General features: G+C 60.8%; 15 protein-coding genes. 5 read left to right on the top strand and 10 right to left on the bottom strand.

Annotated elements, in window-relative coordinates:
- Positions 1–21 precede the first annotated feature (21 nt).
- Positions 22–1,425, top strand: coding sequence for a GH32 C-terminal domain-containing protein (locus VLL26_RS02260; protein ID WP_342319508.1), 1,404 nt, complete (start codon positions 22–24; stop codon positions 1,423–1,425).
- A 6-nt stretch (positions 1,426–1,431) separates the two neighbouring features.
- Here VLL26_RS02260 and VLL26_RS02255 read toward each other — a convergent pair whose 3' ends face one another.
- From VLL26_RS02255 to dapE, 7 genes are all read right to left on the bottom strand, one after another.
- Positions 1,432–2,301: a methyltransferase domain-containing protein gene (locus VLL26_RS02255; protein WP_342319507.1), complete on the bottom strand. Its 870-nt coding sequence runs from the start codon at positions 2,299–2,301 to the stop codon at positions 1,432–1,434.
- A gap of 47 nt (positions 2,302–2,348) precedes the next feature.
- A complete protein-coding gene (locus VLL26_RS02250; RefSeq protein WP_342319506.1) occupies positions 2,349–2,519 on the bottom strand; it encodes a DUF3117 domain-containing protein in 171 nt (56 codons plus the stop codon).
- Positions 2,520–2,553: 34 nt separating this feature from the next.
- On the bottom strand, positions 2,554–2,841 hold the full coding sequence (locus VLL26_RS02245) for a cell division protein DivIVA (RefSeq protein ID WP_342319505.1): 288 nt from the start codon (positions 2,839–2,841) through the stop codon (positions 2,554–2,556).
- Positions 2,842–2,866: 25 nt separating this feature from the next.
- On the bottom strand, positions 2,867–3,598 hold the full coding sequence (locus VLL26_RS02240; RefSeq protein WP_342319504.1) for a glucosyl-3-phosphoglycerate synthase: 732 nt from the start codon (positions 3,596–3,598) through the stop codon (positions 2,867–2,869).
- Positions 3,595–4,407, bottom strand: coding sequence for a dihydropteroate synthase (gene folP, locus VLL26_RS02235; RefSeq protein ID WP_342320126.1), 813 nt, complete (start codon positions 4,405–4,407; stop codon positions 3,595–3,597). The genes VLL26_RS02240 and folP overlap by 4 nt, the downstream gene beginning before the upstream one ends.
- A gap of 15 nt (positions 4,408–4,422) precedes the next feature.
- Complete coding sequence (locus VLL26_RS02230) at positions 4,423–5,172, bottom strand: TIGR00730 family Rossman fold protein (RefSeq protein ID WP_342319503.1); 750 nt, start codon at positions 5,170–5,172, stop codon at positions 4,423–4,425.
- A gap of 113 nt (positions 5,173–5,285) precedes the next feature.
- Entirely contained in the window at positions 5,286–6,389 is a 1,104-nt protein-coding gene (gene dapE / locus VLL26_RS02225) for a succinyl-diaminopimelate desuccinylase (RefSeq protein ID WP_342319502.1), read from the bottom strand.
- A gap of 40 nt (positions 6,390–6,429) precedes the next feature.
- Between dapE and VLL26_RS02220 the strand changes: the two genes are divergently transcribed.
- From VLL26_RS02220 to dapD, 4 genes are all read left to right on the top strand, one after another.
- Positions 6,430–7,365, top strand: a complete 936-nt coding sequence (locus VLL26_RS02220) for a succinyltransferase (protein ID WP_342319501.1) — start codon at positions 6,430–6,432, stop codon at positions 7,363–7,365.
- A gap of 62 nt (positions 7,366–7,427) precedes the next feature.
- Entirely contained in the window at positions 7,428–8,864 is a 1,437-nt protein-coding gene (locus VLL26_RS02215) for an amino acid permease (protein ID WP_342319500.1), read from the top strand.
- Positions 8,865–10,268 carry an amino acid permease gene (locus VLL26_RS02210; RefSeq protein ID WP_342319499.1) on the top strand — a complete coding sequence of 468 codons (1,404 nt, stop codon included), beginning with the start codon at positions 8,865–8,867 and terminating at the stop codon, positions 10,266–10,268.
- A gap of 5 nt (positions 10,269–10,273) precedes the next feature.
- On the top strand, positions 10,274–11,239 hold the full coding sequence (dapD, locus tag VLL26_RS02205; protein WP_342319498.1) for a 2,3,4,5-tetrahydropyridine-2,6-dicarboxylate N-succinyltransferase: 966 nt from the start codon (positions 10,274–10,276) through the stop codon (positions 11,237–11,239).
- A 97-nt stretch (positions 11,240–11,336) separates the two neighbouring features.
- Here the strand turns inward: dapD and VLL26_RS02200 are convergent, their stop codons facing one another.
- The 3 genes from VLL26_RS02200 to fdxA all read right to left on the bottom strand — a co-directional run bounded on the left by VLL26_RS02200 (position 11,337) and on the right by fdxA (position 13,493).
- Positions 11,337–11,912 carry a GtrA family protein gene (locus VLL26_RS02200; RefSeq protein WP_342320125.1) on the bottom strand — a complete coding sequence of 192 codons (576 nt, stop codon included), beginning with the start codon at positions 11,910–11,912 and terminating at the stop codon, positions 11,337–11,339.
- Positions 11,913–12,023: 111 nt separating this feature from the next.
- Complete coding sequence (dapC, locus tag VLL26_RS02195; RefSeq protein ID WP_342319497.1) at positions 12,024–13,136, bottom strand: succinyldiaminopimelate transaminase; 1,113 nt, start codon at positions 13,134–13,136, stop codon at positions 12,024–12,026.
- Positions 13,137–13,169: 33 nt separating this feature from the next.
- Positions 13,170–13,493 carry a ferredoxin gene (gene fdxA, locus VLL26_RS02190; RefSeq protein ID WP_342319496.1) on the bottom strand — a complete coding sequence of 108 codons (324 nt, stop codon included), beginning with the start codon at positions 13,491–13,493 and terminating at the stop codon, positions 13,170–13,172.
- Positions 13,494–13,503 lie beyond the last annotated feature (10 nt).

The raw sequence follows: 13,503 nt of genomic DNA, 5'->3' as shown, positions 1-13,503 counted from the left end.
GTAAGGACCTTTTTTAGATCTATGAGTATTTACAGGCCGGAGCTACATTTCACCGCGGATACAGGCATTCTTGAGGCCGCCGCAGGCACGCTTTGCGACGACTCCCTCACCCCCGACTTGCCCGTCTGGCACATGTTCTACCAGTACAAGTTTTCCCCTGATGAGCCGAGCCGCTGGGGCCATGCAATGTCGGAGGGCAACCCCTTCGACTGGGTGGAGTGCAACGACGCGGTCGTTGCCACCGGCGGCGAAACCCAGGTGCGCGCGGGCTCGGTCGTGGCGGCGCGTGGCGGCGTGGATCTTTACTTCACGTCAGTGACTCAGGCAGGTACATCAATTCAGGTCACCCGCGCGGAGGATTTGAGCGAGCTATGTGAGGACATTGACGATGATTTTTCTGTTTCCTCCGCTTTTCAGCGCCGCGGTGACGTAGTCTCCGACGCCGCCGATTTCAACCGCTTCCGCTCCCCTTGTGTGGTGCCAGGTTGGCTCCACAACGAGGACCGTGACCAGGGTTCAGCCGGGTGGCTGATGCTGGCGGTGGCCGGCGAGAGCGACAACCCACAAGTAGTGGTGTTGCGTTCCGGGGATGGCGATTCCTGGAAGGCGCTTGGCGAGCTTGAATTTCATGGTGAGCCGGGTTTCGATGCGGCATCTGAAAGCATCGTCGCACCCCGACTCGCCCGGCTGCGCGACGAAGTCGACGCCGTCATCTACGACGTGTTGCTCATTACCCTGGAGCGTGGCGGCCGCGACGAAACTTTTTACTTGGTGGGCACCTTAAAAGACAATGTTTTTACCGTGGTCACTTCCGCTCAGCCGGTCGACCAAGGCCACGATTTTTCCCGCCCGCGCACCACAACCTGGACCGAAAGCGCCCGCTCGCTGGACCAGCGTTTCAACCGTACCTACATTTACGGCCCGCTGCGCAGTTCCGGGCGTGACGCGGATTTGACGGAGGAGAAGAACTGGGAGACGGGCGGTTGGGCTGGTGTGCTGTCCCTGCCGCGCCGGGTGACGCTGCAAAACGGGCATATCTATCAAACCCCTGCACCGGGCCTTCCCGACGCCGTCGAGGAAACTCGCCGCGCAAAAATGTGGACCGGCATCTGCGACATCCCGGTGGGCTCCAAGGTTGTCGCCGAGCTTCTCGACGCCCACGGGGAACCCGCCGCCGTCATCACCCATTGCGGAGACGCAATCGAGCTGGATCGCTTCGACGGCACACCAGCTCGCGCGGAGCTTGCTGAGGCCGACGAGGACAACATCACCATCGTGGTGGACAGTTCCACCATCGAGGTTTTCGCTGGGGGCGGCGCCGTCGTGCTGTCCTCACGTTTTTGGCCCGCCGACGGGTGCTCGGGCATCCGCGTGCGCAGCCACGGTGACGCCGAGATTTACAGCGAGTGGCGCAGGGGCCATTAAAGCCCTTTATGCGCTTAAGCGGGCTTTGCGGAAGCGCACGAGGCGGGCACGCGCCGTCACATCGAGGGTTTCCGGCAGCTTCGCCACATTGTCCATCAACACGGCCGGGTCAAGATGGCGCGCCGAGGGGCTCATGCCAACCTGCGCGGCGATCGACTCGCGGTCAAGGCTGATCGGAAACTCCACCAGCTCAGCCTCACCAACTTGCTCCAAGTGGCCCTCAGCCTGCTCAAAAAGTCGGTTGAGCTTGCCCTCCTCCACGCCGAGAATACCCAGTGGCTGGCGCAGCTCGTCGAGGTGGCCGGTGTCTGCGACCAAGATGACAGCCTCCCCGTTGTCTGTCAGCACGCGGGCGAACTCTGCCGGATTGCGGGGCGCGAAAACCACGGTTAGGGCGTCGACGGAAGCGTCGAGAAGCGGCAGGCCATCCCACACATCAGCGACAACAGCCCCAAGGCGCGGATGCGCCTTGGCCAAATGCTTCGCCGCCGGTGCAGAAATGTCAATACCCACGCCGCGGGAACCAGCAATACTGTCGAGAGTGTGGGACAGATAATAGCCGGTGCCGGCGCCGACCTCGAGAACAACCGGATCTTCAGCCCGGCTATTTTCCACAACATCGCAAACGTGTTCAGTCACCGTCTCCACAAAGGGAGCGAAGTGCCCCTGGGCGAGGAAAATCTCGCGCGCGGTGACCATCTCCGCGCTGTCACCCTTGTGGTTTAACCCCTTGCCGCCGGCGAGGGTGACGTAGCCCTGCCGTGCCACGTCATAAGAATGCCCCGACTCCGAGAGGAGACGAGAAAAATCGTCAACACCCCGGAGCGGGGTACGGTCAATGGGGTCAGCGAGGACGTCAACGATGTCTTTGAGCATGTCGCGATACTACCGCGTCCACCCTCGCCTCGCGGCCAGCGGTGCTTTTACTGCCCTGCAGCCGCGGTGAGAAGCTCGCCGAGTTCTGCCGCTTCTTCCTTGCTCATCTCAACCACGAGGCGTCCACCGCCGTCGGAGGGGATGCGCATGACGATCTTGCGGCTCTCCTCCACTGCTTCCATGGGTCCGTTGCCGGTCCTCGGCTTCATAGCTGCCATCTGGGGTCCTCCTGATAATGAAAAAGAATTGCCCCTAGTCTACGCTCTTTTGCCCCTCCGGGCCCCGGGTGTGACCCCGCGCCCGCAACAAATCCTCCACCAAAGCATCAACCTGGTCCATGCGGTAGCCGCGGTGCACAACCTCCAACTCGATGTCTGCCACACGCCCCTCCGCAAGGGCACGGTGGTTGTGGGCGATGACTTCACGGCTCGGTGGCATCGGCGCAAGTTCTTCTCCCCTGCCGAAAATCTTGGAAGACAAAAGAAAACCGATGACGCTGACGAGCGCAATAATGACGATCAAAAGGATCCAGGAAGACATGCACTACATACTATCGCGCGCGAATTCAAGACCACGGTTCGCGCTGCGGCACCGGCTGGCCCACCCCGGCGCGCGCAAGCAGCGTCGCAGCCACAATCTCAGCCATCGGGGCAAGTTCTTTCAGGGGACGGTTGCGGTGGCGGCGGATGCCCAGCTCCACTTGGGCGATCGAGCGGGGGCCGTGGGCACGAGAAACATCGATAAGAAGTCCCGCCTCCACGCCATATCCGTCGACGAAAGGAAGCGACATAGCGGTGGCGCGACGGATGGCGTACTCGCCTGCCAGCGGCTGGTTGATATGGGACAGCTCGGGGAAAAGAGCCCGGATCAGGGGCTTGGCCGTCAATTCTGTGACGCGGCCGCCGCCGGTGGCGGCACCGTCAATGCCCCGGCAGTAATCCGCCTTGACCAGGTGAATGGTGGGATCGTCTAAAGGTTTCGCCAGTCGGTCAACCCACGTCGGTTCCAGGGAGGTGACATCGGCGTCGAGGAAAACAACCACTTCGCCGCGCGCCACTTTTACCCCGCGCCACAAAGCCTCACCCTTGCCGGGACGCACCGCAATAGCCGGGGCTATCTCGCGCCAGTTAAAAACGCGCGCTCCCGCGGCACCAGCAACCCGCGTTGTGTCGTCGGCGGAGTCGGAATCGACCACGATGACTTCGTCGGCGCACGATTGAAGGCAAGCTTCGACGACACCTCCCACCGTCGATTCCTCGTTAAGGGCCGGAACCACCACGGAAACAGTTCCGCTCACGCCAACCCCCGGGTTGTGTCGGCCGGTGCCCACTGCCCAGCGATGGCTGCGGTCATACGGATGACGTCGATAGTTTCTTCCACTTCGTGGGCGCGAAACAGCGCTACACCGCGCGCAGCGCACCACGCCGTGGCTGCGAGCGTGCCGGGGACACGCCCGTCCACCGGCCGGTTGAGTGTTTCACCGACAAAATCCTTGTTGCTCAGCGCCATCAGCACCGGCCAGCCGGTGGCCACGAGCTCGTCGACACGGCGCAGAATTTCGAGGCCGTGAAAAGTGTTTTTGCCGAAGTCGTGGGCCGGGTCGATAAAAACCATGTCCTGACGTGCCCCGAGAGACACCGCCCGTTCCGCCAAAGCCGTGGTCTCGCGGATGATGTCGGCGACAACGTCGTCGAAATGCACCCTGTAGGGCCTGGTACGTGGGGAGATGCCGCCTGTGTGCGAGCAAACGTAACCCACCCCGTAGTGGCCGGCAACCTCAACCAACTCCGGGTCGTAGCCCGCCCACGTGTCGTTGATTAAGTCGGCGCCAGCCGCGATGGCTTCATCGGCCACGCTGGCGCGCCAGGTATCTACGGAAATACTCACATGAGGATGGCGCTGACGCAGGGCGCGGATCAGCGGAACAACCCGCTCGATTTCTTCTTCCGGGCTGACGTGCTCGCCCGGGCCCGCTTTGACTCCGCCGATGTCGACGATTTGCGCGCCTTGGGCGATGACCTGCCCCGCCCGCTCAAGCGCCTTTTGCGCGGCGAAGGTCGCTCCCTTGTCGTAGAAAGAATCTGGGGTGCGGTTGACTATCGCCATGACGTGGGCAGGCACTTAATTGACGTCCCCTTCAGCGCGGCGGCTGTTCAAGCGTTGGTCCGTCATCACGCGGTGCTTTTCCATGATGTAGTCGACCGCTTCCGCAACGGAGTCGGTGACCAAAAACAGCTCATCGTCGCCCGGGGAGATAAGTCCACGGCCGAGCAGCTCGCTGCGGATCCAAGCTACTAATCCGCCCCAGAACTCGGCACCGATCAGCACCATCGGAAAATTTGTTACCTTGCCTGTTTGCACCATGACCAGCATCTCAAAAACCTCATCGAGGGTGCCGAAACCGCCGGGCAGAGAAATGAAAGCCTGTGAGTACTTCAAAAACATTGTTTTACGGGCGAAGAAGTAGCGAAAGTTCAATCCCAGATCGACCCACTCGTTGAGGCCCTGCTCGAAGGGCAGCTCGATGCCCAAACCAACCGAGATGCCACCGGCGTTATGCGCGCCGCGGTTCGGCCCTTCCATCAAACCGGGCCCGCCGCCAGTAATCACCGCGTAGCCGGCTTTGACCAGTGCCTCCCCGAGTTCGCATGCCAGGTCGTACTCAGGGGTGCCTTCGCCCAGCCGCGCCGAACCAAAGACGGTGACTGCCTTGGGCAAGTCACTTAAAGCGTCGAAGCCGGCGACGAACTCCGACTGGATGCGCATTACCCGCCATGGGTCGGCGTGCTTCCAATCGTGGTCGCTGCTTCCCAAAGACTCAAGCAGTCGTTGGTCGTGCGTGGAGGTCTGCTTCTTTTCCGAACGAAGCATCAGCGGGCCTCGCAGTTTGCGGTCGCGGTCGGGCCGGGGTGATTTGTGAAGCGCCAAAGTGATTTCCGTGCTTTCTTTCTCTGTAGTGTTGGTCGGGGTTTGTTGGCTTGTGTTTATGCGTCGTTGTCCTCGCCGGCCAGGTAGGCATTGAGGATGTGCGCAACCGTGCGGATCTGGTCGACGGGGCACTGCTCATCTTTCTTATGGGCAAAGCCGGGGTCACCAGCCCCGAAGTTGACGGCCGGAATTCCCAGGCTAGAAAACCGGGCCACGTCCGTCCATCCGAACTTGCCACGGTAGTCACCGCCCACGGCCGCCACGAGGCCTGCGGCGACGGGGTTATCTAGGCCCGGCATCGCCGCCGGTGCAATATCGTCGTAAACCAGTTCAAGGCCTTCCTCCAGCGCGAGGGTTTCTTCCAGGTGTGCCTTGGCCTTGTCAATACTGCGGTCGGGCGCGTAGCGGAAGTTGATGATTAGCTGCGCTTTATCCGGGATTGTGTTGGTGGCCACGAAACCGCTGAGGCCGACGACATTGAGGCCTTCGCGGTATTTACAGCCGGCTATTTCAACGCTGCGGGGTTCGTAGGCTGCGACCCTGGTCATGACTCCGGCGAGGTGGTGGGCGGCGTTGTCTCCTAGCCAACTGCGTGCCGAGTGGGCGCGGGTGCCGTGGGCGTTGACTAATACGCGGATGGAGCCCTGGCAGCCCGCTTCGATCATCGCGCCGGAGGGCTCCCCCAGAAGCGCAATGTCGCCTTGTAGCAGCGCTGGGTGGTCACGCTCAAGCAGATACAGGCCGTTGTACTCTGAGGAGACTTCCTCGGCCTCGTACGCGATCATGGTCAGATCGAAGGGGCTGGCCCCAGATGAAGCGAAGCGCGCGAAAGCCGACAGGTAGCAGGCCAGTCCAGATTTCATGTCCACTGCCCCGCAGCCGTAGAGGATGTCTCCGACGAAGTGGTGCGGGGTGTTTTCTGCCAGCGGCACGGTGTCGATGTGGCCGGCAAGCACGACGCGGCGCTCACGCCCGAAGTGGGTGCGTGCGACGATCGTGTTGTTTTTGCGGATCAGCTCAATCTCGCCTGCGGCGTCGAGAGCGCCCAGCGCGTCATAGATCGCGTCGGCGATTTCTTTTTCGTGGTGCGAGGGCGATTCAATGTCGATCAGCGCCGCGGTGAGATCAACTGGATCTGCAAACAAATCTAAGGTAGCCACACGGCCAATCCTAACCAGACCCGCCCGTTATGATGAGCGCATGACGCAGCTTCTTACGCTTGCAGCCGTGGCCACAGGTATCGCGAACATCGCGGCGGACGGCACGGTGTTGGACTCTTGGTATCCCGCGCCCGAATTGGTGGAGGACGCATCTTTGCTTGTCGACGCCACCGAGCGAGTCTCCGCCCGCGACCTCGACGACAAGTTCCTCAGCTTGATCGGCATGGACCGCGACCGTCAGGTCGAGTTGGTTCCAGTTCGCACCACCATTACCGACCTGTCGGTTCCGCCGCGCGACGCGCACGACGTCTTTTTGCGTTTGCACCTTCTGTCGCACCGGCTGGTGCGCCCCCATGAGGTAAACATGGACGACTGCCTCGACAGGTTAGTGCCGGTGGTGTGGACCAATAAAGGCCCGTGCCTGCCCGATAATTTCGAGTGGTTGCGTGGCACTTTGCGTGCCCGCGGCCAAATTCACGTCTACGGGATCGAGCGTTTGCCGCGCATGGTTGACTACGTCGTGCCCACCGGCGTGACTATTGCCGAGGCTGAGCGTGTGCGTTTAGGTGCCTACCTGGCACCGGGTACCTCGGTGATGCGTGAAGGCTATGTGTCGTGGAACAGCGGCTCGCTTGGCCCGGCGCGCATTGAGGGACGTTTGTCTTCCGCGGTGACCATCGGTGAGGGAACCGACGTTGCCCTGTCCGCCACTGTTATGGCGGGGCGCGAAGACGGGCATAATCGGGTCGCGCTGAGAATCGGCCGTGACTGCATTTTGCACCCGTCTTCCGGCCTCATTGGGGTTGATTTGGGTGATCGCTGCGAAATTGGGATGAATGTCATGCTAGAGCCCGGCACTGCGCTTTTCGACGCCCGCAGCGGCGACATTGTCCACGCCCGTGACATTGCAGGTCAAAGCGACATTTCTGTGGCTAATGAGCCGCATTTTGCCTGCCCGGTCGTGCGCTCTCGTTGAGGGGATAAGCACTTTGCGCCACCGATGAGTCTTTGTATTGTGGCGGTTATTACAGTAAAGCCATGTCTTTTCCCCCCGCAGCCGCAGTCCAGGCTTCGCCCGGCCTGCGCCAAGACCTCAAAACTCGCCACTTGACCATGATGGGTCTTGGCTCCGCCATCGGCGCCGGCCTGTTTCTTGGCACTGGTGTGGGTATTCAAGCCGCTGGCCCGGCCGTCGTTCTCGCCTATCTCGTCGCGGGTTTCATCACCGTGTGCGTCATGCAGATGCTCGCCGAGATGGTCGCAGCCCGACCCTCCTCCGGCACCTTTTCGACCTATGCTGAGCAGGCCTTTGGCCGTTGGGCGGGCTTCGCCGTCGGCTGGCTGTACTGGTTTATGATGGTGATGATCATGGCGGTGGAGATCACCGGCGCCTCCGGCATTATCGCCGGCTGGTTCGGTCTTTCCCCGTGGATTCCCGCCTTGGCGGCGATTGTGGTCTTTACCGTTATCAACTTTGCTGCGGTGCGCAACTACGGCGAGTTTGAGTTCTGGTTTGCTCTCATCAAGGTCGCCGTCATTATCGGCTTCCTAGTTCTCGGCACCCTTTTATGGCTGGGGCTGCTTCCCGCCTCGGGCTTTGTGGGCTTGAGCAACGTCTCCGAAGTCGGCTTCATCCCGAACGGCTGGGGTGGCGTGGCTACCGCCTTGCTCGCTGTCGCTTTCGCCTTCGGCGGCATAGAAATGGTCACTATCGCCGCGGCTGAATCTGAGCACCCTGAGACTGCGGTCCACTCAGCAATCCGCTCGATCTTGTGGCGTATTGGCATCTTCTACGTCGGCTCTGTGGTGCTAATCGCCTTGCTTTTGCCCTATGAGCAAATCGGTGGAGCGGCAGACGCCTCCGGCTCCCCGTTTACCGCGGTATTGCATCTGGCGAACATCCCTGGCGCGGTCGGCGTCATGGAGGCCGTCATCGTCGTCGCGCTGCTCTCGGCGTGCAATACGCAGATCTACGGCACCTCACGTTTCTTGCACAATCTCGCTGAGCGTGGCGACGCGCCCGGCTTCTTCCGGGCCACCGACTCCCGCGGCGTGCCGCTGCGCGGTGTTGTTGTGTCCGTGATCTTTGGTTTCATTGCGGTTGCTTTGCAGTATTGGAACCCGCCGGGCCTTCTTGCCTTCCTCCTTAACGCAGTCGGAGGCTGCCTGGTCGTGATTTGGCTGGTTGTGTCCTTTTCCTTCCTGCGTTTACATCCGCACCTGGTTCGCGGCGGTGAGCTCACGCACGTGCGGATGTGGGCGCCGCAATACCTGCCGTGGGTAACAATCGGCCTGATTGTGGCCCTTGTTGCTTTGATGGCCACCACTGAAAGCGGCCGCGATCAGATCCTGGCCGTTACCGTGGTTGTCGGCGTGATTACCGCGCTCGGTGTCATCTTCACGCGCCGAGCCGCTGGTCATACCGCAGCTTCTGACACCACAACTTTCAACACTGTTTCAGAAAGGAAAGCTTAAATGAGCTCCGCAGCCTCCTCCCGGACGCAGGCAGGCGACGCCTCCCTGGGGACCGGTTTGAAAGACCGACACCTGACACTGATGGGCCTGGGCATGTCGGTCGGCGCTGGTCTCTTTCTCGGCGTTGGTGCGGGCATCCGTGCCGCCGGGCCTGCGATCATCCTCGCTTACGCTATTGCTGGTCTCGTGGTCATCGCCGTGATGCGAATGCTCGGCGAAATGGCCGCCGCGCGACCCTCCTCGGGTTCCTTCGCCACCTACGGCCGGCAGGCCTTTGGCCATTGGGCTGGTTTTTTGCTGGGTTGGCTTTACTGGTTTTTGCTCATCATGGTTGGTGGCGTTGAGATCACCGGCTCCTCGCAGATCATTGCCGGATGGTTCAATATCTCTCCGTGGATCCCGGCTTTGGTGAGCGTAGTTTTCTTCGCTGCGATCAACCTCGCCCAGGTCAAGGGCTTCGGTGAGTTTGAGTATTGGTTCGCGATGATCAAAATTGTGGTCATTATTGGTTTTTTGGTGATTGGTTCGCTGTTGTGGCTCGGTGTGCTGCCGGCCTCCGACTTCGTCGGGTTTACCAACATTCAGGACTCTGGCTTTGCACCTCATGGCATTACCGGCATCGGTGCGGGGTTGCTTGCTGTCGCCTTCGCCTTCGGCGGTATCGAGGTGGTCACTATCGCGGCGGCGGAGTCCGCCAACCCGGCCAAGGCTGTGCTGCGCGCGGTCAATTCGATTATTTGGCGCATCGCCGTTTTCTACATCGGTTCCGTGCTGATCATCATTTTGCTCATGCCTTATGAGACGATCTCTGGGGCTGATACCGCCGCCGATTCCCCGTTTTCTCATGTGTTGGAATCTGCGAACATCCCGGGTGCGGCGGCCTTCATGGAGGTCATTATTGTGCTCGCTCTTTTGTCAGCCTTCAATGCGCAAATCTACGGCACCTCCCGGATGGCGTACCAGCTCGCCAAGGACGGCGATGCCCCGGCGTGGCTGGGCAAGGTGGGCAAAGACGCTGTTCCGCGCAACGCCGTGCTTGTGTCGGTCTTTTTCGCCTTCGTCGCCGTCGGCTTGCAGTCCTGGAACCCGCCGGGGCTCATCGACTTCCTCATGAACGCAGTGGGTGGCTGCCTTGTTGTGATGTGGATCATGACCGTGCTTAGCTTCATCAAACTGCACCCAGAGCTGCAGGCGGGCGGAGAAAACAAGGCTTTGAAAGTGAGCTCAAGGTGGATTCCGTGGGCCACGCTGGCCGCTTTGCTTGGGTTGACGCTTTTGATGCTTAGTGACGCCTCCACCCGCAACCAGATCTTTTCCGTTGTTGCCCTGTCTGCGGTGCTGATCTTTGTATCATTCCTCACACGAGGCCTCTCCGGTGCTAACCGGTCGGATCGTCTAGGCTAACGGGCATGACAACTGCGATCGCCCGTGGCATTGCCACTGTTACTCACGACGGTACTGTTCTTGACGTTTGGTTCCCCGCTCCGAAACTGGGGGAGCCGGTCAGCGCCAACGGAACTAATCGTTTGGAGGAGGCTGATTCCCGCTTTGCGCACCTTGTCGGCCCCGACGAGGACCGTGGCGTCGCCCGGGTCGCAGTTGAGACATCGATCGCGGATTTGGATCAGCCGGCGATCGACGCCTACGACGTCTACTTGCGCCTGCACCTTTTGTCCCACCGGTTGATTAAGCCGCACGACGCCAACATGGACGGCGTGTTCGGACTTTTGGCCAACGTGGTGTGGACCAATTACGGCCCGTGTGCTGTTTCTGATTTCCAGATGACCCGCAGCAAGCTTGCCGCCAAGGGCCCGGTCGTGGTCTTTTCGGTGGATAAGTTTCCCCGGATGGTCGACTATGTTGTGCCCTCCGGTGTGCGCATTGGTGACGCTGACCGCATCCGCCTCGGCGCCTACCTTGCTGAGGGCACGACCGTCATGCACGAAGGTTTCGTCAATTTCAACGCGGGCACCTTGGGCTCCAGCATGGTCGAAGGTCGCATTTCCGCCGGTGTCACCGTGGGAGACGGTACGGACATCGGCGGCGGCGCCTCAATCATGGGCACTCTCTCCGGTGGCGGTAAGGAGACTATCTCCTTGGGCAAACGCTGCCTCCTCGGCGCCAACTCAGGCATCGGCATTTCGCTTGGCGACGACTCCATTGTCGAGGCCGGCCTCTACGTCACTGCCGGCACCAAAGTCACCCTTACCCCCGAAGTCGCCGCTGTTTTAGGGAAAACACCCGGCGCTGAGATCAAAGCTGTTGAACTCTCCGGCGTCAATGGCTTGCAGTACCGCCGCAACTCTCTCACTGGCGCGGTGGAAGTCGTCGCCGCCAAGGGCATTGAGCTCAACGAGGCTTTGCACAAAAACTAGGGCCGCGACCAACGGCGAAAGGCGCGACCTTACCTTAACCAGGGGTCGCGCCTGTTTGTTTGTTCAACTGGAGAGTGCGGGTTTTGGCAGCGCAGATTTATTGCTGGCGTGTTTCCAGGGGTGGGACCTTCGGTTTGGAAAAGGCCCAAAACTTGTTCACCAAAAAGTTCACCGGCATAGCGATGAGCGTGGACAAAAGCTGCGCCCAATAAGACTTGGTGCGAAGCCCCGTCGAACCATCGAAGATATGCTCCGGCAAAGAAAGCGGAGAAGTCTCGTTCATAAATAGAGTGAGGAAAACCAACGAAACGACGAAGGCAGCTAAGCCTGTGGCGAGGAAGGGGAGAAAACCCTTCAACCAAGGTTTCTGCGGAATCCGGCGGAAAGTCCAGGAGCGGTTGAGTTGGTAGTTCCACACGTTCGCCAGCAAAAAGGCGACCGTGGCCATGACGTGGTACCACCTCACGTTGAAGCGGGTGTTCAAAAGGTTAAAAAACACGTCCGCTTCGTGGAGGGAGAAACTGTAGTCGAGCAGTTTCTTCACCAACAAAAACACCAGGAGATTGACCACGACCCCGGAGCCGCCAACGATGCCGAACTTGATGAACTCACGGAATCCGATGAAAATCCTCGCGGAAAGGGAGGGAGCGGCAAGCTGCTGCAGCCCCACCACGGTTTTCCGGGCGACATCGGGGGTCGGACCAGTTGAGCTCACACGCCACTTCCTCGCTCGGGCCTTCAACGACTACGGACAGCCGAGTTTAGTCGCACAACGGGTCAGAGCCTAAACAGCTAGCCGCTCGGCGGCGGCTGCGATGTGTGCGTCGGTGGCTGTCAGAGCAATGCGCACGTACCCCTCGCCTGCTGGGCCGTAGAAGTCTCCGGGGGCGGCGAGGATGCCGCGCTCAGCGAGCCACAGCATGATTTCGCGGGAGGTGTTCGTCTCCTCGCGCCGCGCCCACAAATACAAACCGGCCTCAGAGTCGTCGATGGCAAAGCCGGCGGCAAGCAGTGCTTTAAGCATCACGGCGCGGCGGTTGGCGTAGGTAAGACGTTGGAGCTGTTCGTGCGTGTCTGCAGCTAAAGCGGCGACCATAGCGTGCTGCACCGGGCCAGGGACCATGAGTCCGGCATGTTTGCGGGCCAAAAGCAGCTCTTGGATGAGATCTTCGTCGCCGGCGATGAACCCTGCGCGGTACGAAGCCAAATTCGACGTTTTGGACAGCGACTGCAAGCACAACAGGTTCGTGTTGTCTCCATCGGTCACGCGCGGATCCAAAATGGATACCGGCTGCGCTGACCAGTGTAGCCCCATGTAGCACTCGTCGGAGGCGATGATCGCGCCCGTCTCGCGCGCAAACTCAACCCAGCGACGCATCTCATCGATGGTGCGCACCCGCCCGGTCGGGTTCGACGGCGAGTTTAGAAAAACAAGGTTTGCGCCTTCGACGGGTTCGTCGGAGCGTACCACTTCCGCCCCGGCGATCATGGCGCCGACCTCGTATGTCGGGTACGCCACCTCAGGAATCACCACGGTGGCTTCGCTGCCCCGCACGCCCAAGGTGGTGGGCAACCAAGCGATTGCTTCCTTGGTGCCCACCACTGGCAGCACGCATTGCTCGCTGAGGCCCGCCGCGTTGTAGCGGCGCTCGAGGGCGGTCACGATGGCGCTGCGAAGCTCGGGCGTTCCTGCGGTCTGCGGGTAGCCGGGCGCCGAACCGTTTTCAGCGAGGGCGAGTTGAATTGACGGGTCAACAGCATCGACAGGTGTGCCCACCGACAGGTCGATCAGACCGTCGGGGTGCTGCGCGGCCTTGGCCTTGATATCCGCGATGGTGTCCCACGGAAAATCGGGTAGCTGCTGCCCCAGCGGCGTCCGGTTAAAACTTGCCGACATGAAGCTTGCCTCCTCGTGTCGCGTCTTTTCGGTCTAGTCTTGGTTCTGCGGCGGCAATGCAGCGACAAATGGGTGGTCAAAGTCGAGCGGGCCGGTCTTAGCGGCCCCGCCCGGGGAGCCAAGATCATCGAAAAAGCCGACGTTCGCGTCGTAGTATTCACTCCACTCGTCGGGCGTGTCGTCTTCGTAAAAGATAGCCTCCACGGGGCAGGCGGGCTCGCAGGCACCGCAGTCCACACACTCGTCGGGGTGGATGTAGAGCATGCGCTTGCCCTCGTAGATGCAGTCGACCGGACATTCCTCTACACAGCTTCGGTCCAGTACGTCCACGCAGGGTTGGGCAATCACGTAAGTCATGATCGTCATT

Source organism: Corynebacterium sp. BD556 (assembly GCF_038452275.1).
GTDB lineage: Bacteria > Actinomycetota > Actinomycetes > Mycobacteriales > Mycobacteriaceae > Corynebacterium > Corynebacterium mayonis.
Note: the sequence above shows the minus strand (reverse complement) of the source record. Positions and strands in the feature narration are given on the sequence as shown.

Bases quoted from the DNA above. Each gene is read 5' to 3' on its own strand.
- folP (WP_342320126.1), bottom strand. From the start codon at position 4,407: ATGGCGATAGTCAACCGCACCCCAGATTCTTTCTACGACAAGGGAGCG.
- VLL26_RS02250 (WP_342319506.1), bottom strand. From the start codon at position 2,519: ATGGCAGCTATGAAGCCGAGGACCGGCAACGGACCCATGGAAGCAGTG.
- VLL26_RS02215 (WP_342319500.1), top strand. From the start codon at position 7,428: ATGTCTTTTCCCCCCGCAGCCGCAGTCCAGGCTTCGCCCGGCCTGCGC.
- VLL26_RS02245 (WP_342319505.1), bottom strand. From the start codon at position 2,841: ATGTCTTCCTGGATCCTTTTGATCGTCATTATTGCGCTCGTCAGCGTC.
- dapD (WP_342319498.1), top strand. From the start codon at position 10,274: ATGACAACTGCGATCGCCCGTGGCATTGCCACTGTTACTCACGACGGT.
- VLL26_RS02210 (WP_342319499.1), top strand. From the start codon at position 8,865: ATGAGCTCCGCAGCCTCCTCCCGGACGCAGGCAGGCGACGCCTCCCTG.
- VLL26_RS02260 (WP_342319508.1), top strand. From the start codon at position 22: ATGAGTATTTACAGGCCGGAGCTACATTTCACCGCGGATACAGGCATT.
- VLL26_RS02255 (WP_342319507.1), bottom strand. From the start codon at position 2,301: ATGCTCAAAGACATCGTTGACGTCCTCGCTGACCCCATTGACCGTACC.
- VLL26_RS02230 (WP_342319503.1), bottom strand. From the start codon at position 5,172: ATGCTTCGTTCGGAAAAGAAGCAGACCTCCACGCACGACCAACGACTG.
- fdxA (WP_342319496.1), bottom strand. From the start codon at position 13,493: ATGACTTACGTGATTGCCCAACCCTGCGTGGACGTACTGGACCGAAGC.
- dapC (WP_342319497.1), bottom strand. From the start codon at position 13,136: ATGTCGGCAAGTTTTAACCGGACGCCGCTGGGGCAGCAGCTACCCGAT.
- VLL26_RS02220 (WP_342319501.1), top strand. From the start codon at position 6,430: ATGACGCAGCTTCTTACGCTTGCAGCCGTGGCCACAGGTATCGCGAAC.